General features: G+C 54.8%; 20 protein-coding genes. 6 read left to right on the forward strand and 14 right to left on the reverse strand.

Translation table 11 applies throughout. The features are described 5' to 3' along the window. Positions 1 to 10: 10 nt before the first annotated feature. The 3 genes from KRAC_RS66305 to KRAC_RS73800 all read right to left on the reverse strand — a co-directional run bounded on the left by KRAC_RS66305 (position 11) and on the right by KRAC_RS73800 (position 1,087). On the reverse strand, positions 11 to 208 hold the full coding sequence (locus tag KRAC_RS66305; RefSeq protein WP_007910480.1) for a hypothetical protein: 198 nt from the start codon (positions 206 to 208) through the stop codon (positions 11 to 13). Next, positions 208 to 813, reverse strand: a complete 606-nt coding sequence (locus KRAC_RS20930) for a glucosaminidase domain-containing protein (protein ID WP_007910481.1) — start codon at positions 811 to 813, stop codon at positions 208 to 210. The genes KRAC_RS66305 and KRAC_RS20930 overlap by 1 nt, the downstream gene beginning before the upstream one ends. A 130-nt stretch (positions 814 to 943) precedes the next feature. Continuing rightward, the gene (locus KRAC_RS73800; RefSeq protein ID WP_007910489.1) at positions 944 to 1,087 is read right to left on the reverse strand and encodes a hypothetical protein; all 144 of its coding nucleotides are present in this window, start codon (positions 1,085 to 1,087) and stop codon (positions 944 to 946) included. Between the two features lie 209 nt (positions 1,088 to 1,296). Between KRAC_RS73800 and KRAC_RS20935 the strand changes: the two genes are divergently transcribed. From KRAC_RS20935 to KRAC_RS20945, 3 genes are all read left to right on the forward strand, one after another. After that, positions 1,297 to 2,169 carry a helix-turn-helix domain-containing protein gene (locus tag KRAC_RS20935; protein WP_007910490.1) on the forward strand — a complete coding sequence of 291 codons (873 nt, stop codon included), beginning with the start codon at positions 1,297 to 1,299 and terminating at the stop codon, positions 2,167 to 2,169. Positions 2,170 to 2,389: 220 nt separating this feature from the next. Then, on the forward strand, positions 2,390 to 2,884 hold the full coding sequence (gene smpB, locus KRAC_RS20940; RefSeq protein WP_007910491.1) for an SsrA-binding protein SmpB: 495 nt from the start codon (positions 2,390 to 2,392) through the stop codon (positions 2,882 to 2,884). A 39-nt stretch (positions 2,885 to 2,923) separates the two neighbouring features. Beyond that, a complete protein-coding gene (locus tag KRAC_RS20945; RefSeq protein ID WP_007910492.1) occupies positions 2,924 to 3,292 on the forward strand; it encodes a VOC family protein in 369 nt (122 codons plus the stop codon). 80 nt (positions 3,293 to 3,372) lie between these two features. Here KRAC_RS20945 and KRAC_RS20950 read toward each other — a convergent pair whose 3' ends face one another. The 11 genes from KRAC_RS20950 to KRAC_RS21000 form a co-directional block, all read right to left on the reverse strand. Next, positions 3,373 to 4,011 carry a GNAT family N-acetyltransferase gene (locus tag KRAC_RS20950; RefSeq protein ID WP_157506894.1) on the reverse strand — a complete coding sequence of 213 codons (639 nt, stop codon included), beginning with the start codon at positions 4,009 to 4,011 and terminating at the stop codon, positions 3,373 to 3,375. Between the two features lie 186 nt (positions 4,012 to 4,197). Then, a complete protein-coding gene (locus tag KRAC_RS20955; protein WP_007910495.1) occupies positions 4,198 to 5,181 on the reverse strand; it encodes a GNAT family N-acetyltransferase in 984 nt (327 codons plus the stop codon). 236 nt (positions 5,182 to 5,417) lie between these two features. Then, positions 5,418 to 6,401, reverse strand: a complete 984-nt coding sequence (locus KRAC_RS20960; RefSeq protein WP_007910497.1) for a GNAT family N-acetyltransferase — start codon at positions 6,399 to 6,401, stop codon at positions 5,418 to 5,420. A 26-nt stretch (positions 6,402 to 6,427) separates the two neighbouring features. Next, the gene (locus KRAC_RS62120) at positions 6,428 to 7,441 is read right to left on the reverse strand and encodes a GNAT family N-acetyltransferase (RefSeq protein ID WP_007910499.1); all 1,014 of its coding nucleotides are present in this window, start codon (positions 7,439 to 7,441) and stop codon (positions 6,428 to 6,430) included. Between the two features lie 57 nt (positions 7,442 to 7,498). Continuing rightward, entirely contained in the window at positions 7,499 to 8,323 is an 825-nt protein-coding gene (locus tag KRAC_RS20970; RefSeq protein ID WP_007910501.1) for an ABC transporter permease, read from the reverse strand. 181 nt (positions 8,324 to 8,504) lie between these two features. Continuing rightward, entirely contained in the window at positions 8,505 to 9,458 is a 954-nt protein-coding gene (locus KRAC_RS20975; RefSeq protein WP_007910503.1) for an ABC transporter ATP-binding protein, read from the reverse strand. Positions 9,459 to 9,753: 295 nt separating this feature from the next. Further along, complete coding sequence (locus KRAC_RS20980) at positions 9,754 to 9,975, reverse strand: hypothetical protein (RefSeq protein ID WP_007910505.1); 222 nt, start codon at positions 9,973 to 9,975, stop codon at positions 9,754 to 9,756. A gap of 199 nt (positions 9,976 to 10,174) precedes the next feature. Beyond that, the gene (locus KRAC_RS20985; RefSeq protein WP_007910507.1) at positions 10,175 to 10,540 is read right to left on the reverse strand and encodes a hypothetical protein; all 366 of its coding nucleotides are present in this window, start codon (positions 10,538 to 10,540) and stop codon (positions 10,175 to 10,177) included. Positions 10,541 to 10,671: 131 nt separating this feature from the next. Continuing rightward, complete coding sequence (locus KRAC_RS20990) at positions 10,672 to 13,140, reverse strand: transglutaminase TgpA family protein (protein WP_007910508.1); 2,469 nt, start codon at positions 13,138 to 13,140, stop codon at positions 10,672 to 10,674. Between the two features lie 5 nt (positions 13,141 to 13,145). Beyond that, positions 13,146 to 14,360, reverse strand: coding sequence for a DUF58 domain-containing protein (locus KRAC_RS20995; RefSeq protein WP_007910509.1), 1,215 nt, complete (start codon positions 14,358 to 14,360; stop codon positions 13,146 to 13,148). 3 nt (positions 14,361 to 14,363) lie between these two features. Beyond that, entirely contained in the window at positions 14,364 to 15,335 is a 972-nt protein-coding gene (locus KRAC_RS21000) for an AAA family ATPase (protein ID WP_007910511.1), read from the reverse strand. Between the two features lie 533 nt (positions 15,336 to 15,868). Here KRAC_RS21000 and KRAC_RS21005 point away from each other — a divergent pair. The 3 genes from KRAC_RS21005 to gatA are packed head-to-tail and all read left to right on the forward strand — an operon-like array spanning position 15,869 to position 17,995. Beyond that, positions 15,869 to 16,177 (forward strand): acylphosphatase, encoded by a 309-nt coding sequence (locus tag KRAC_RS21005; protein WP_007910513.1) that lies wholly within the window; start codon positions 15,869 to 15,871, stop codon positions 16,175 to 16,177. Positions 16,178 to 16,237: 60 nt separating this feature from the next. After that, a complete protein-coding gene (gene gatC, locus KRAC_RS21010; RefSeq protein WP_007910515.1) occupies positions 16,238 to 16,528 on the forward strand; it encodes an Asp-tRNA(Asn)/Glu-tRNA(Gln) amidotransferase subunit GatC in 291 nt (96 codons plus the stop codon). 6 nt (positions 16,529 to 16,534) lie between these two features. Beyond that, the gene (gene gatA, locus KRAC_RS21015) at positions 16,535 to 17,995 is read left to right on the forward strand and encodes an Asp-tRNA(Asn)/Glu-tRNA(Gln) amidotransferase subunit GatA (protein WP_007910517.1); all 1,461 of its coding nucleotides are present in this window, start codon (positions 16,535 to 16,537) and stop codon (positions 17,993 to 17,995) included. Positions 17,996 to 18,084 lie beyond the last annotated feature (89 nt).

An 18,084-nucleotide genomic window follows, 5' to 3' on the forward strand; every position in this document is an offset into this window, starting at 1 on the left:
CTTTTCGCAACTAACGAAACTGTTTTTGATGACGAGCGCACCAGGTGATCAGAACCCGACCAGCAGGCATCCCACCCAGGCACCCAGGGCAAACCGCGCTACAGAAACAAGAACGACATTGAAACCAGCCTACAGAACCGACAACCTTGATCAACTGGTGACGATGGGCACCAGCTCCCACACCTGCACGCCGAGAGCGAACCAGCATCACGCCACCTCCATGCGACCAGACCGCAGCGCGGCCACCATCTGCTTGACCGCTGAGACATACGCCGGGACGTTGTTCTCAGAGCCAGGGGCATAGACCGGGATAATGGTATCAACCGTGGTCAAACCGCGAGGGATGTACTCCGACTTGAGCAAGCGGAACCAATCCAGGTAACCCGCTTCCCAGGAGGAGTAAGCGCGGAACCGACCAATACAAGAGGGATAGCCAGGCGTGCAGATAATATTTCCAAGTGACTTAGTAGCGTGAGCAGCTCCATAGAGGCCGAACGTGCTTTCATGCCAGAAGAAGGCCAGAGCAAAGGCCGGGTCAATGCCGTACATGCCGCCATCTTCATAGAGCGCCTTGCCAGTGCCAGCCGCAGAAGAACCATAATGCGCTAGCACCTGGTCAATGAACGCCGCCGAGATGGTAGGAGTGCCAAGAATGCTTGCCACATCGGACGATGTACGAACCACGCCAGCAGACGCAGTATTGCCACTGGCCTCAACACGCTTGACCAGAGGAGAAGAGGAGTACCAGGCCAGGCCAAGCGTCAGAGCGCCAATGATAAGAACCAGGCCAACCAGGTTGATCAATCGAGACATACCGCACCTTCCTTGATGCACAAGTTGACAGGCCAGGCCCGATATGTCTAAATGAAATCGAGCCTAGCAATCGACTGTGAACGCTCAAACCGTTGGGCTAAGGTGTACCAGACCTTAGCTCAACACCACGCTACTGGAGCGTGACATGTCCCCGAGCGCAACGATACTTTGGCCGACCTAAAAGCGACTTCCCATCCTCAAGGGCAACCTGCCCACACTTGCGACAAGCCACCCGCCGGATAAATTGCACGTCCGTGTTCATCTTCTTGCCCATCGCACCTCCTTTCGCTTCAAAAGCTAACAAAACTTAAAAAACTTCAAACACTCAACGATCTAAGAATACCCGAAGAACTTCGGAATGCCAAGCGCAAAACACTTAAAAAACTTCAATTTTTGCGCAAACTTAAAAAACATGTTACCATTGAGTTATAAAGAGTGTTTAAACACTCTCTTTTAGGCATTGGGAGATATAAGGAGACGGCCGTGAAGAACTACTACACCGCAAAGGAAGCCCAAGAGAGGTTAGGGCTCAAAGAAGGCAATTTTTTCTACTTGGTACGCACTGGAAGAATAAACAAAATAACGCCTCCGGGTAAAAAGCAAGGGGTCTACCCTCGAAGTGAAATAGACAAATTCGCAAGAGAAATGCTAGCTTTTATGACTTATGATGAAGGGAAAGAGGTACAGTTCATGAAGGTCCAAACAGAAGACGATGTGAAAGAAGAGTACGAGCTGGCATCTCTGGTATTTGGCAATGCTACTCATGACATACCTACACGCGAAGCCTGGCTAAAGAGCAATCCCGATATCTCATTTGTCGTCAGAGATCAAGGAACACTTGTTAGCTTTATTGATGTTCTTCCTGTCAAGCATGATACTATCATGCGGTTTATGAATGGAGAGATCAGAGGTTGGGAGATACCCGCAGAAGACGTGCTCACCTATACCCCAGGCAGCGAGGTAGAATGCATTATCATGAGTATGGTGACAAGACCTGACATAGAACCTGTGAAAAGAAAAGGTTATGGAAGAAAACTTCTCAGCGGATTCCTAGACTTCATTCAGCATCTCACTGAGAAAGACGTTCAGATAACCAAACTCTATGCAACCAGCTCAACCCCGAGCGGTATAGCTATCATGGACAACGCAGGATTTGACCGAATCGGCCAGATCGGTAAACGTGTCGCGTTTGAAATGGACACAAGAACATCAGAAGCAAGAATTGCCAGAGAATACAGGAAGATATTAGACACCCACAGAGAGGAGCAAGAACAGGGGAAAACGCATAAGGTGTCAAGTTCAGGTGTCAAAAATGCACTATACACACATAAAGAAGGCCCAGGACTAGCAAGATAATTAAGCTCATGATATCATAGCCGTATCCCATTTTCAGGTCTTTGCACTCGCCAGGGGCGGGAAGGCGGCAGGGAGAAGCTTTTGTCACTTCCCCTCTGGCGTATCGCAGAGACCTCCTGTGGCTGGCTCACACGTGTAAAAGAGTGGAGAGAGACCACAGTGTTCCTGCTTGCCTGTTAGCAAGCAGTGTGACGACCTGTGTTGAGGAGGAAGAAGACGCATGGCAAAAGCAAGCACAACTAAACAAAAAGAAGAGGCTCAGCAGGAGAACTCCAAGGTCGTATCGGTCAACCGGCAGGCGTACCATGACTATACCGTTGAGAGCACGATTGAGGCGGGCATCTCGCTGGTGGGAACCGAGATTAAGTCGATTCGCGACGGCAAGGTCAACCTGCGCGGCTCCTACGCCATCATCCGCAACGGCGAGGCCTGGCTAGAGAACGCCCATATCGCGGTCTACGAGCATGGTAACCGCTATAACCATGAGCCGCTACGCAAGCGCAAGCTTCTGCTGCATAAACGTGAGATCGAGCAGTTGGGCCAGCGCGTGGCGGCAAAAGGCCTGACCCTGGTTCCGCTCAAGCTCTATATGAAGCGTGGGCGCGCCAAGCTCGAACTTGGACTCTGTAAAGGTAAGAAATTGTTCGATAAGCGCCAGAGCATCGCTGAGCGCGACGTCAGACGCGACATTGAGCGTATCGTCCGGGGTCGCTAACGCTTTTCCCGCATCCCTTAGAAAAGAAGGATAACCTGTATGCGTATTGAAGGATTACATCATGCTCAGATAACGATCCCCAAAGGGGCCGAGGAGGGGGCACGCAAGTTCTACTGCGATATCCTGGACCTGCCAGAGATTGAGAAGCCAGAGTCGCTTCAGGGACGCGGCGGCTTCTGGCTCCAGGTGGGAGATCGGCAGGTTCACGTCGGCACTGAGGACGGTGTCGACCGCAAAGCCAGCAAGGCACACCTTGCCTATCAGGTCAAAGATGTCACCGCCTGGCAGGCACACCTGCAAGAGCATGGAATTAAAGTGCTGGAATCCGTGCCCATCCCCGGCTTCGCGCGCTTTGAGGCCCGCGACCCCTTCGGCAACCGCTTCGAGATGATTGAGCCACTGGGGTAATAGATGAGGTGGCAACGTGGCGGAGCCACGTTGCCACCTCATCTATTACCCCAGTGGCATTGCACCATGCTGATGAGTAATTAGCAGACGGCCTCCTCGCGCAGGAGCGCCCTGGACATTGTGGGTCGCAGGACTCGCTGGTAGACCTCGTACTGCTGCGCGACATGAGAATCTGCGCGCCCGGCAATGACGCGGCTCGCCGGGGCTTGCGAGGCATCGACGTAGAGATCCATCGTCAGCGACCCCTCCTGCTCTGGCTCTTGCAAGGACTGGAGCAGGACATCATCGCGCTCCAGCGAGACGCGCCAGAAGTGCTCAGACGCTGTATAGCCCTCACGCTCCAGGAGCTGTTTCGCTAGCCTGTTCTGGCTATGCACTGCGATACACAACGCCACCTGCTCGCCGGTCGAGGAACCGTACGTCAATTCACGCGCACGCTGCTCAACCATGCGCAGCAGCAAGGTTCCAATACCGCGCCCCCTGTACGCAGGGTGTACCATCAGGGCGAACATGAGTCCTGCCTGCTCCTCCTCACGCTGCACATCGGCATATGCGACCACACATCCCTGGGTAGTAACAATCACCCAGGCATCTTGCGCCAGGTAAAAACCATTTCTCTGCCATCTACGTTGTACGTCTTCCTCAGTCATCACTACTAAGTTCATATCCTTACGTTTACTTATTCTCCACAACTCGGCTACCGCCTGTATATCTGTCATCCTGGGGCATCTTGCCGCCAGTTTATGTAGACGTACAATCATTGTTTTCTCCATCCGTCAGCGAGGATGCGTTTGGCTTCCCCCAAACCTATGCGCTACCATATATCATTTTCGAGAGCTACAATGGAGAAAGAGTCAGGCAGAGAGCGGCTGACATGCGGGCCTCTCATAACAAGGCCAGTCGCCTTAAACCGCCAGTGTCTGTGTTCTTAGCTCCTTCCCTGCCCGTAGTTCCTTCTCATACTGCGCGGATTGCTGCATAACATGCATACCCGCGCGTGCATATAATTTTGTGGCCCCCGTCAGGCTCTGCCCATCGACGTAGAGGCTGGCATGTTGGATGCCTCGGCGATAGAACTCGCCAAAGGCCTGCTGCAAGAGCGCCAGGGCCAATCCCTTGCGCCGCCAGGAGCGCCGCACCCCCAGAGTATGCACCCAGCCCTCACCGTGCTCGTGGCGACAGAGAGCCATAGCGACAATATCCTCGCCAACCTTCACCAGGAAATAGAGTGATGGATCAAGTTCGTCAAACGCGGTATTGAAGTGCCGCCACTCCTCGTAGTCGCGCGGCATAAAGCCCCAGTGATCCTGGAAAAACTCCATCTCTGCGTTGAAGATGGCTCGCTCCATCCCCGGCTCAAATGTCGTCAGTCGTACCTCCTCAGGCCAGCTCGCTACAGCAGGTTGCGCATCTAGCGCTATCCCCATGCGCAACGCATGGCGGATTACCCGGAAACCATGCCGCTCGAAGGCCTGGCAGATAGGCGTTCTCTTTACGTTGGTGCCGATGCCCATCGTCACACGCAGGTCTGATTCTGCGTTGCTCATCAAGGCCCGGCTACGCTCTTCGACCCAGGTCAGCAGGTAGTCAGCGATACCCGAGGCATACATGGCCGGGTCTACAAAGAGATTTGGCTCGAACTGTATATGCAATACATGATAGAGCACGACAGCGCCAACCATGTGCCCCTGGTCATCTAACAGCGCCAGGCTATTCTGCTCCAGGTCCAGTCCTGGCATACTCATAAAGCGGATGGCGTCGCCCTCAGTGAACTCCGTCTTCCCTTGGGTGGCAAGCTCCTCTAAATTACAGAGCCGTGTCACCTCAGCCGCGTCCTCCACAGTCAGAGGGCGCGCTCGGTATTCATGCGGCAATTGCTGTATATTCATCCTTCTATATAATCCCTTTCTAATATCGTGTGCTTGACTCCTCGCGCCTGCGGCGCTCGCCAGGGTAGGTGGTGTGGATGGCGATGGTAGCCTATGGCTACCATCGCCATCCACACCACCTACCCTGTAGGGTCCATGCAAGCATGGACTCTCTCGGGCTACCCTGTAGGGTCCATGCAAGCATGGACTCTCTCGGGCTACCCTGTAGGGTCCATGCAAGCATGGACCCTACAATATCAGGCCAGTTCTTCGGTGCCTGGCTCCTTGCCTGGGCGTAGTTCCTTCCGATAGGTCAGGAACTCGCGTACGGCGTGCATACCGGCGCGCTCATAGACGCGTAGCGCCCCAGTCAGGCTGCTGGCGTCCACGCCGAGGAGGACATTGTGGATGCCCCGCTGATAGAAGGCGTTGAAGGCCTCGTGTAGGAGCGCCTGGGCAATGCCCTTGCGCCGCCAGGAGCGCCGCACCGCCAGATCATATACCCAGCCCTTATCCTCTCCCTCTTTACCACAAATCGCAAAGCCTGCGATTTCCTCGCCATCCATCGCCAGGAACCAGAGCGTGGGATCAAAGGTGTGTGGATCAAGAGCATAATGCGACCAATTTTCGAAGCTGTTCTCGACAAAGCCCCAATGATCACGGAAGGCCTCATTATTAGCCTCAAAGACAGCGCGCTCCATACCTGGCTGCGTATTCTGAACACGAATACCATCAGGCCATACAGGCTGCCGAAGTGGTTCGGCAAGCTCGATCTTCATGTCATAGAAGTGCCGTACAACCTGGAAGCCATGCCGTTCCAGCAGGTGCTGGCGTGATACATAGTGCACATCACAGCCGTTGCGTAGCGTGACGCGCAGGCCTTCAGGAGCCTGGGTAATATGCTCCCTGGCTCGTGTCTCGGCCCACTCCAGCATGGCGTCCGCGAGGCCGCTCTCACGATAGTCGGCACGCGTCTCCAGGTTCATAAAGATATGCACATGCTGCTGATCTTCCACCCAAGCATAGCTCACCAGTTCACCCATTGAGGTGAGTGCCACAAGTGAGTCTCTTTGTAGATCCACATGGGGTTTAGTAAAGTCGCGCTTAAGATTCTCTGCCGTCTGCTCAGGCTCGATACCAAGTTCTCTATCACGCGCCTCAAACAGGGCAACCAGAGCCTTGACATCATTCAGGCTCGCAGAACGCACGCTTACGCCCGCTGGTAATGTAGATACATCCATGATTTCCTCTTTTCCTCTTCGTAGAACTATGCCTGGTTGAGCGACAGAGTGCGCATGTTGCGACCGGGGCGTAACACCTTCTCGAATTTTGCGGAGCGCCGTTCAACCTGCATGCCCGCGCACTCATAGAGCCGGGTCGCGCCAGTAAGGCTCTGCGCGTCCACGCCCAGACGAATGGTTCGAGTGCCACGCTGGTAGAACTCGCCAAAGGCATGGTGCAAGAGCGCCAGGGCCTGGCCCTGGCGCCGCCAGGCGCGCCGCACGCCCAGGGTATACACCCAGCCACCCTGTTGGCCTTCGTCGGCGCAGCGGGCGTAGGCAACGATCTCCTCGCCGTCCATAGCCAGGAAGAAGAGCGAGAGATCAGCCTCTTTCCCCAGGTGGTACTGACGCCACTCCTCGTAGATGTTGGGAATGTACCCCCAGTGGTCGCTAAAAGCCTCTTCATGGGCCGCGAAGAGCGCACGGGCCAAGCGCTCTTCTCCCTGTGGCGCTTCCTTCTGTAGCTCTTTGAAGGTGCGCAGACGAATACCAGGAGCCAACTGTGGCTGCTCCGGAGCCTGCGTGAGTTCACGCTTCATAGTCCAGAAATAACGCACCAGTTCAAAGCCCAGATCCTTCCAGAGTTGCTGGCGCTGCGTATCATGTTGATACGCCCAGGAGCCAAGTAGGACCTGCGCATCCTCAGGAGCCAGTGCAATATGCGCTTGCGCGCGCTCCTCCACCCAGCGCATCAGCGGAAGCTCCACCTGGCCGCGATAGGCGGGTAGCACATCCAGCTCGACATCAATCTTTATATGTCGTTTGTTACGCGTATCAACGCTGGCGACAATCTCATCTTCCGGCGTGACAATCACTCGAGCATTCTCTTCAGGCTTGCGCGCCGCCTGGCTCCAGGTGCGGCGCAAGAGATTCTCCGTGGTCTCAGGCTCACCACAATATTCAATCTCACTACTATTCATCACACAAACCGCCTGCTCCACGTCAGCAAGGGTCGCGGGACGCATGTGTAGGCCCTCTGGTAAGCTCGCGTCAGACATCGTGTCTCTCCTTCGTCCGTGCAGAATCCATGCAAGCATGGACTCTGCATCTCGTGTTTAGCCGTTACGTTTCAGGCGACCGGTGCGCTTGGCGTAGCGCTCGGCCATGCGGAAAATGGTCATTCCCAGAGGGATACTGACCACACTCATGATGATCAAGGGCCAGGTATAGCTCCAGATCTCAGGCGACCAGATAGGCTTGTTGCTCAGTAGGGCTGCGCGCAAGCCATTGAGCACGTAGGTCGCAGGCGAGAGCCAGGAGAAGGGCTGCATCCAGGCTGGCAGAACGCTGACCGGGTAGTAGACGCCCGACACCAGCAGGATAATGGCACGCACAATGAAGGACATCTGCATGCCTTTCTCGGTGTATAGGAGCGGCAGGACCGAGGTCGCGATACCGAAGCCAATGAACGAGACGCTGCCCAGCAGGAGCATGAAGATCGCCGTCAGGTAGTTCGCCTGGCTGAGGTCCAGGTGGAAGAACAGGACCACCACAAACAACTGCAGGCCTGTGAAGAGCAGGCCGTGCACGATGGCGTACCAACAGCTCCCAATCATGTGCGTGAAACGCGAGATAGGTGCCATAAAGGTATGCTCGATAGTGCCTTCCCAGCGCTCGATGTTGATGACGTCTGTTACGCCATCAAAGGTCACGCTCAAATAGGTCCATACCGAGGTACCGATCAGCAAGTACAGGATCATATAGTTGACCTGGGCGGGTTTCAGGTCTGGCGTAGCGCGGGCAATGAACGTAATGCTCAGGGCATTGACCACGTTATAACAGAGCCAGACGATCTCCCAGGCCCAATAGCGCTTGGTCAGGTTCCAGTTGCGCTCAAAGAAGGCGTAGGCGGCACGCCCCTGATGTATCAAAGAAGCCATGTATATTTTCCTTCTATCTTTTATTGCTACATCCCAAAGATAAGGGGGGATTTTTGTGGGAACTGGTTTTGTATTCCGCTCACCAACGCTGCTCCGCAGCTAGCCTATCGGCTCAGGTGAGCGGATGGGAAGCCCACTCCCCGGCAGGAGGGAGACCCTCCTGCACCTCCCCTAACTACAGCTACTCTTCTTCTTCACGCTCGGCTTCGAGGGCCTCGAAGGCCTTCTCCCAGCTGCCATAGCGCTTGATATCTTCTGCTGTGATTGGGCGCGTCGCCGTGTAGTGTATGAAGACTTCGTTCATCGTGGCGGACTCCTCGCGACCCATCAGGCGTCCAACCTCGCGCTTGAGGTCCTCGGTCTTGCCCAGGGCCATCATGCGCCCCTGGTCGATGATCGCCACACGGTCACAGAGGGCCTCGGCCTCGTCCATGTCGTGCGTCGTGATCAGGATTGTCGCTTCATGCTTGTCGCGCAACTCGTTAACAAAGTTCTGCACGTCGATCTTTGAGCGCGGGTCCAGGCCCGTTGTAGGCTCGTCCAGCAGCAGGACGATGGGCGAGGTCAGGAAGGCGCGTGCGATGGCAACCTTCTGCTGCATACCACGCGACATGTTCTCCAGGGGCGCATCAATACGATCCGGCTTGATGCCCAGGCGCGTCAGGATGCTCTTGATTTTGGTCCGAGCCTCGTCGCCAGGCATGTTGTAGAGGCGTGCCGCGTACAGGAGATTCTCCATTGGCGAGAGCTTCTTGAAGAACGACGCCTCCACGCTCACCCGGTTGATCAGACGCTGAATCATGCGCTCGTCCTTAATGACGTCGTAGCCAAAGACACGGATCTGTCCCTCGTCTGGCAGCAAGAGCGTCGAGATCATACGGATGAGTGTCGACTTGCCTGAGCCATTGGCTCCCAGAATGCCGACGATCTCACACCGCTTTACAACCAGGCTGACATTATCTACAGCTCGCACCTCGGTGCTTTTCTCTGGCTTCTCTTCGCTCTTCTTCAAAAATTTACCGAAGAATGGACGCGGCTTTGTGAATATCTTTGAAACTCCGTCGATCACGACTGCATCCTGGGTAAAATCCAGTTCAATGTCGTCGAACAGAGAATTTTTCATAGTAACGGTCAAGTAAGTGCTCCTTCCAGATAGCATATTCAGGCAATAACATGTATAAAACCTACAAGAGAGACATCCACCACGAGACAACATCCACGCGTCACTTGCGCATAAAGCCTCCTTCACTGGCAATCGAGGGGCTAGGATCTTATTCCGAAACCCAACGTCACTGTCGTGACTAGCGCTTCGCGCTCAGGGTTTTCGGATCAGAAGTAGATCGAGGGCTTAAGAAAAATACAACAAAAAACCGTGGGAACTGGATTTGCGTCTTAGCCAGTTGCCCACGGTTGAGGTTTTTTTTACGTACTCACCTGTCTCTCTCGACAGGCGGTCCCCCACCCGAAATGGGCATACCGCTCCCCTGGGCCGCCAGGCAAATGTCTGCCTGGAACGCGCCAATTCCAACACCAGGAGCGCAGAAGGCGAAGCAAGCAGCAGGCAACGCATAGCAATCAGAGCGCACAAAGCCACGAGGGCGCACAAGCGCAGCATGGCCTGTGAAACGCAGAAGCATATGCTCTGTCATCATTGCCTACTCCTTTCCAAGAGTGTTTTTTTACTGAAGCGGTAGAGATAGAAGGTAAGTGCGTGTCTATCGCGCTCCCCACCGTTGGTAAGTATACGAGACGTTCCTGAGCTTTGTCAAGGGCAAAAAGGCGAGAAAATATGGACGTGTGTGGCGCGAGCAGAATGCCCACGCCACACACGTCCATAACTCGTTTCCCTGTTTAGTTAGCCAGGGAGACAAGCAGTTCTTGCAATTTTCCCTGCTGGATCATCTGAATAAAGCGGGTGTGCTTCTGAATGGCCTCCTCAATCGTCTCGCTGCTGGACTCAACAGTCACGAGACGGAGAAGGGTCAGATAGCCCCCCTGCTGGGGATAGATGGCCGTGACATAATCTCGTTTCAGGCGCTGATCATTAAACGTGGCCACAACATAGCGTTTGCCGTTGGGCGCTATCGCAACGTGACGCGCCACATCTAGCGTCTGGAAACGCACCGGGGCCGCGCCAGAAATCTCTAACGTCTGCTGCTCATTTCCCGCGATAGGAATAAGCATCTGCTCACTATTTTCCATTGTCTCCAAGGTCATTCAAACCCTCCTGCATCAAAACCCATGAGAAGATGCAGTCTGCGAGCTATATAAAACCTCTTCAATCAACAGACTGCATCTCATAGTGTATGCAAACAACTCTACCAGGTCAAGCTAACTTGACCTATGTCTCATAAGCTGTCGTACAGCATCTTGTGTTGCTTGCGACGCTCTCGGGCCTCGCGCCAGAGAACGAGCAGGCGGCGTGGTCCCCAACGCAGGAAGTAGGGATGGCGAGCCAGGTAGAGGAAGAGCCTGGGCTGGAGCCTCTCCCAGAGCCTTCCGATCTCATTGAGGTCGCCATTGCGCTTTGGATGATCGGGACTTTCGGGCGGCGCCCAGCGCTCGCGGGTATAGATATCGCCCAGGCGATGCAACATCTCGGCCTCGTCGGGAGACGCCTGCGCCAGCTTATCCATGTACTCCGTTGGTGTGTTTGAGGGTTGCAGGCGGATACCAGCCCAGTCAGCAAGCATACAGACACGCCCATAGACCTGGCTGGTCACGCTCAAATTGCGGAAGAGCTTACGCCACCAGACGCTAAAGAGGATACAGCCAAAGAGCAGTAGCAGGATCAAGCTTCCCGCGGCCACGCTCACCGAGCGCCCTACATCTGGACCGATGGCAGATGCATTCGTCCCAGAACCATCAAGGGAATCGTTTGCGCCAATTTTGTGGCGTGGATCCTGGTTCTGCGAATTGTTTGGCGCATTGGGGCCACCCGGCAAGTTGCCAGTTGATCCTGATCCGTTCCCGCTTGTATCCGGCAGAGGGCGGCTAAAGGTCGCGAACGACTGAGAGGGTTCAAAATTGATCCAGCCATAACCGGCAAAGTACACCTGCGTCCAGGCATGGGCATCGACGCCACGAATCACGCGCTGGTGTGCCTTCGTGTCATAGTTGCCATTGGTATATCCCACCACGACACGCGCCGGGATACCCAGGGAACGCGCCATAACTGCCATAGCCGAGGAGAAGTAGTTACAGAAGCCCCGATTATTGCTACGAAACAGGAACCAGGAGACGCCCTCCTCGCGCGGTGGCTTGTTGATGTTAAGGTCATAGGCATAGTTGGCACGCAGGTATGTCTCAAGCGCCAACACCTTGTCATACATCGTCTTCTTATCTTTGGTAATATTTTGTGCCAGAATGCCAATCTGGGGATCGAGGCCCTGGGGCAGTTGGGTATACACCCTCACCATATCGGGATCATAGGTATCGGCTGAGGCCTGCCCGGAAGGACTATAGGTGCTCGTCGCGTCTTTTGGTAATGGGATTGTCCGTAGCGAGGCCTCGTCAGCCGAGGAGACATCAGAGGTGACGGTATAGGTATTTCCCCCGGTTATAAAGCCATTCTGGTTTAACCAGGCCGTCGTCTCGCCGGTTGTACGGCTCTGCATAAGACTCGCGGGCAAGTTCGTCGAAACAATCTGGGGCGCGCCGAAGAGGTAGGGATACTGGAGCGCGGGCTGATTGACAACCGTGATGCGCTGCGTTACAGGCTTGGTCTTCAGCACTGGCAGAGGATTGGTCTCTTTGGCCTTTAAGCTATGATTGGAGGTGGGACTGATCGTCCATCCACGATCAGTATAGGTATCAAAGACCGTTGATTGCAGGTACTGCGATCCATCATCGCTTTGGACGGTAAACACAATCTCGTTGTTGAGATTAGGATTGCCACCCAGGGTGAGGGTATCACGAAAACTTCCGCGATTGGCGGCGTTCACGCCTCCATTGACGGACATAATACGGTCCCAGGTGTTTTGCAACTGCACCCAGGGGTTGGAATCAACCGTCCAGATCTGTGCGACGTTCGGATCGGTATAGCCATAGGGCAATATCCAGGAAAAGATCAGGATACCAATAGAGATCAGGGCGCCAGCCTGCATAATGTCCCAGCTAAGGTCTTCGGAGTAGCGCAAACCCTGGCGATTCCAGCGTTTAATGGACTCGTACAGGTTAAAGCGCAACACCAGGAGCAAGGCCGCCAGCAGAAAGATGACCAGGAAGATAATATAGCCATTCGTCGTATTACTCAGGTTGATCAGGAGGACGACAGCGTTAGCGATAATCATCAACCAGGGGCTACGGGTCCGGTAGACCAGCCACGCGCTGGTGTACGCCAGGACAAAGCCCAGCGTCACAATAAAGAAGAGGAAGATGCTATCATCATTGCCAAAGCCACCATGCAGCACCGTATTAAACCAGTCACCCAGGCTACCAGCAAAGGCGGCGAAGCTCCCATTGTGGAAGGCGCCTGCGGTCTGCCAGAAGGCCACAAAGAGACCGAAGAACATTGCGACAACGTGTACTACGATGTTGGGAAAACGATATTGCTTGGAGGCCAGCACGCCCGCGACCAGGCCAAGCAAGGTTGTTAGGGTAAGCACATTCAGGTTATCAACCCAGCCCACAGCCTGCACGCACCAGATAGTGCTATAGACGACAGCCGCCAACAATAGGAGCGAGAGCCACCCCTCCTCCATGCTCAAGTGAAAACTGCCAGGCTCGCGCGGTTTCCCTTTCTTTCTTCTGCCACGTCCATCATTGGGTGAGCGGGAGAGCACTCTAAGCATTTGGTTAACCGCAGCATCTTGCATGATCACTACCTCCGTTGTGCGTAGCGGGCTTCCGGGCCACTTTCCAGAATAGGCTCCAGGGAGTCTTGCCTATGTACACGTAAAACAGGAATGCCAGCGCCTTCTAACAAGGCTAAACTATCTTCGTCAGCAGGTCCCTCCTCGAAGGAGGCCGCGTCCAGGCCAATCACGGCGACCTGCACGCCACGCCGTTGTAACTGCTGAGCACCCGTATGCCAATCACGCGCGTTCGAGGGCGTAATGACAATGGCGGCAGTGTTGCGCCCCAGGTGAAATGCATCGAGCGCCAAGGTCTCTTTTAAGTCCGGGCCAGATCCTGAGCGCACGACCGCGAGGAGTTCCAGCACGCGCTCTATCTGTCGGTCTCCACGATCCATAGACAGCGTCTCACGCTTTTCGCCATTGACGATCAGGCCAAGCGAGAGATCCTGGCGTAGGAGATACACCGAGATGGTCGCGGCAATGGTGACAGCGTATTCTTCGGTTGAGATCTCGTCCTCGCCGGTCTGTACAGCTTCATTCAGATCCAGGAAGATCCAGACATCAACCGCGGGATCTAGATCGAACTCCTTAACCATCAATTTATTGTAGTGCGCGCTTGAGCGCCAGTGGATACGACTCAGAGCATCGCCCGCGACATACTCGCGAATCGTCGTCGCGTTGGTCGTCGTTTGCAGGGCACGCCGGGAACTCTTCCCACGACCCGGAAGACCACCTGAGAAGAGCGCGAAGCTCGTAATAGGCAGGACACGCGGCAGCACCAGGAGTTCATGCGAGGGCGCCAGGGAGACATGCCTGCGAAAGAGGCCAAAGGGATCGCCACTAATCGCATTCACCGGTCCCAACTGGAAACGCCCTCGTTGCCAACACGATGTACGCACACGCCACATTGCGCGCTTGCGTCCCCCCATGCTGGCGACATAGCCGGCGCGATGTCCGGGTAGATCGGAGCCATCAACAATTTGCACCCACAGTTTAGGCAAGACGCTCAAATTATCAAGCATCAGGCGCTCATCAAAGGCTTCACCGACCTGTACGCGTCCACTGGTACTTGAACGGCGGAAGATGAGCTTACGCACGCTATAGCGCGCCCACAACCACGAGAGCACAAAAAGTACCAGTAAGACATAGGTTAACACATAGAGATCATGCCAACCGCTGCTAACAGCGAAGAAGGCTAACAACATAATGAGGAGGAGAGCTTGCCAGGGACGTAGCATACACTAGCGCCCCCTTCCACCACCGACCCAGGCGTTGGGAACCGGTACACTCTGCAAGATCTCATCGAGCACAACAGAAGAGGTAACTGAACGCACACGAGCCGCCGGAGTCACGATAATGCGATGCGCCAGTGCGGGTTTGGCAAGCAACTTGATATCATCTGGAATGACGTAGCCACGACCACGCATGGCCGCGAGGGCCTGCGAGGCACGGAAGAGGGCCAGCGAACCACGGGGACTGACGCCCAGGTAGATATTGGGATGGCTACGCGTCGCGCCCGCCAGGCTCACAATATATTCACGGATAGACTGATCAACATGTATGGCTCTTACCTGTTGCTGAATAGACACCAACTCCTCGGCAGTCATGATCTGTGCCAGGTCATCCAGGGGATGATGGTGCTGGTGAGTATCAAGGATATTGACTTCATCGGCAGGCTGTGGATAGCCCAGTTTGATATTCATCATAAAGCGATCCAGCTGGGCCTCTGGCAGAGGAAAGGTACCTTCATACTCAATAGGGTTCTGCGTCGCCATCACCATAAAAGGTCTAGGGAGCTGGTACGAGACGCCATCCATCGTAACCTGGGCCTCCTCCATCGCCTCCAGCAAAGCGGACTGTGTCTTGGGCGTCGCGCGGTTGACCTCGTCTGCGAGCACGATCTGAGCCATAATTGGTCCCGGGCGAAACTCAAAGTTCCCCGTTTTCTGATTATAGATTGAGACACCCGTCACATCACTGGGGAGCAGATCAGGCGTAAACTGAATACGCTTAAATGAACATCCAATAGAACGCGCAATAGCCTTCGTCAGCACCGTTTTTCCCACGCCCGGCACGTCTTCAATCAAAACATGCCCCTGGCAGATGACCGCGATCAGGCTAAACCCTACAGACTCAGCTTTACCAACAATGACACGTTCAACGTTAGCAACCACGCGCTGGACCGCCGTTGCCAGATCTTGTACAGACTGCATATTTTTTACCTCAGTGAGGGACTAAGAGAGGTCAGTATATAGAACAGATTTTACCATGATTCTTACCGCAATGTCCTCTTCTTATACCAATGCCTGAACACAAAAACATGTTTCTAAGCATTTTGAAAGATTTGAAATAAAATTAAACGCGTCAATGCTCCTTGCGCTTCTTACTGACTGACCTCTTTTGATCCTAGAATAATGTACAATTGCCATGACTGTCTTTTGTACAAGTTTGTACTACTTTATACTACAATATACGGCCTTTGCCTGCTTTTCTTCACACACAGTTACATGGGTGTGCCCCCTCGCGCCTGCGACGCTCGCCCTGGGTAGTGGCGTATCACACCACTACCCAGGGACAAATTCTTGCACTTATAACTACGTCAATAAAATGCAATTGTTACAAAAACGCTTAGAATTGTGTTAAGGAATAGGACCTTTTGTTGGGTTTATCACCCGCGCTACTGAGAAATGAGGCCCGTGCAAAAGCGGGACTATGCGCATAGATAAGAGTATGCTAGAATGAAGCCATGAGCCAGAGCGAAAACAAGCACGGTCCCACGCAGATAGAAGAACTCTATGCCATCGTACAAGGGTGGGTACAGGGAGTAGGTTTTCGTCAATTTGTCGTGCAACAGGCCCGCGCCCTGCATCTGCGTGGCTATACACGCAATAAAAACAATGGCGATGTCGAAGTTGTCGCTCAGGGAGCGCGCCCGGCGCTGGAACAATTACTTGAGCACCTGCGCCAGGGGCCTTCCGCAGCCGATGTGCGCCATGTCGAGGCTGAGTGGCGCACGCCTGGCGAAGCCATGAGCAACTTCACTATTCGCTGGTAAGTATATGTACCAATCCGACATCAACCACATTAGAAAAGTAGCACGAAGAGGTTTTGTTTTATGATTGATCGCGAGACAGTAATGAACGTGGCCAACCTCGCCCGGCTAGCGCTCAGCGAGGAAGAGGTTACGCTGTTTGGAAGCCAGCTTTCCGCCATTCTTGAGCATATTCAGATTCTCCAGGAAGCCGACGTGAGTGGCGTCTCACCAACGGCGCACGCCTCACGCCTCACCAATGTTATGCGCCTGGATGCTCCCCAGCCTTCATGCTCACCCGAGGAGCTTCTGGCCAACGCCCCCGATCAGGAAGAAAACAGCCTGAAAGTCAACGCGGTGCTGGAGGGAGAATAGTTCGAGATGACAGATCTACATACACTCACCATACACGAGGCAGCCGAGTTGCTTCGGCAGCGCAAGCTCTCATCCGTGGAGCTGACTAAAGCACACCTGGAACGCATTCGCGCCGTAGATGACAGGGTCAAGGCTTTTACTCTGGTAACGGATGACCTGGCGCTAAAGCAGGCCGAAGAGGCGGATAAGCGTCTCGCCAGCGGCGAGAACCTATCGCCACTCACCGGCATTCCCCTGGCCATTAAGGACGTTATCTGCACCAAAGGCATTACCACCACCTGCGGCTCCCGCATGCTGGAGAACTTCAAGCCGCCATTTGACGCCACGGTCATGGAGAAGCTAAACGCGACTGGCGCGGTGATGCTGGGCAAGACCAATATGGACGAGTTCGCTATGGGTTCTTCAACCGAGCACTCGGCCTTCTTCCCCACGCATAATCCCTGGGACCTGGATCGCGCCCCCGGTGGCAGTAGCGGTGGCTCGGCGGCAGTCGTTGCCGCGGGTATGGCCATGGGTTCCTATGGCAGCGATACTGGCGGCTCCATCCGCCAGCCAGGCGCGCTCTGCAACATCCTGGGCCTGAAGCCAACCTATGGGCGCGTCTCACGTTATGGCCTCGTGGCCTTCGCCTCCTCCCTTGATCAGATTGGCCCCTTCGCGCGTGACGCACAGGATGCCGCGACACTCTTGCAGGCAGTCGCGGGCCATGACCAGCGCGACTCCACCAGTTCAACTCAGGAGGTTGCCAATTATAGCCAGGCCCTGACAGGAAATATCAAAGGTATGCGCATCGGTGTGCCAAAGGAATACTGGGTTGAGGGCATGGATCCGGGCGTCGAAAAGGTGGTCCACTCGGCCATTGAGGCCTTGCGTGACCTGGGCGCCGAGATCGTTGATGTCTCACTGCCTCACACGAAGTATGGCCTGGCCGCGTACTACATTGTCGCGCCCGCCGAGGCCAGCGCCAACCTGGCCCGCTATGATGGTGTCAAGTACGGCTACTCCTACCGCGACACCGATGACATGTGGGAAGCGATGGAGAAGACACGCCAGAATGGCTTTGGCGCCGAGGTCAAGCGCCGCATCATGCTGGGCACCTACGCGCTCTCTGCAGGCTACTACGATGCCTACTATAAACAGGCCGAAAAGGTTCGCGCCCTGATCAAGCGCGACTTCGATGAAGCCTTCGCCCAGGTCGATGCCCTGGTCAGCCCGGCCAGCCCAACGGTAGCCTTTAAGCTGGGTGAGATCTCAGATCCCTACCAGATGTATCTACAGGACATGTTTACCATTCCCGCGAACCTGGCTGGCATCTGTGGCATCTCCATCCCTGGCGGCTTCAGCGAGAACCTGCCCGTCGGCGTCCAACTGCTGGGCAATACCTTCCAGGAAGCAGCCATTCTGCGCATCGCCGACGCCTTTGAGCGCGTCACCGATCACCATAAGCAGTGGCCCAAGAATCTCTAAACACGACATTTTCTGGCCTCCCATCGTTGTCACTATGGGAGGCCATTTCGTATCTCCGCTATATCGATAAATGCCAATAAAAAGCTATT

Source organism: Ktedonobacter racemifer DSM 44963, from assembly GCF_000178855.1.
Lineage (GTDB): Bacteria > Chloroflexota > Ktedonobacteria > Ktedonobacterales > Ktedonobacteraceae > Ktedonobacter > Ktedonobacter racemifer.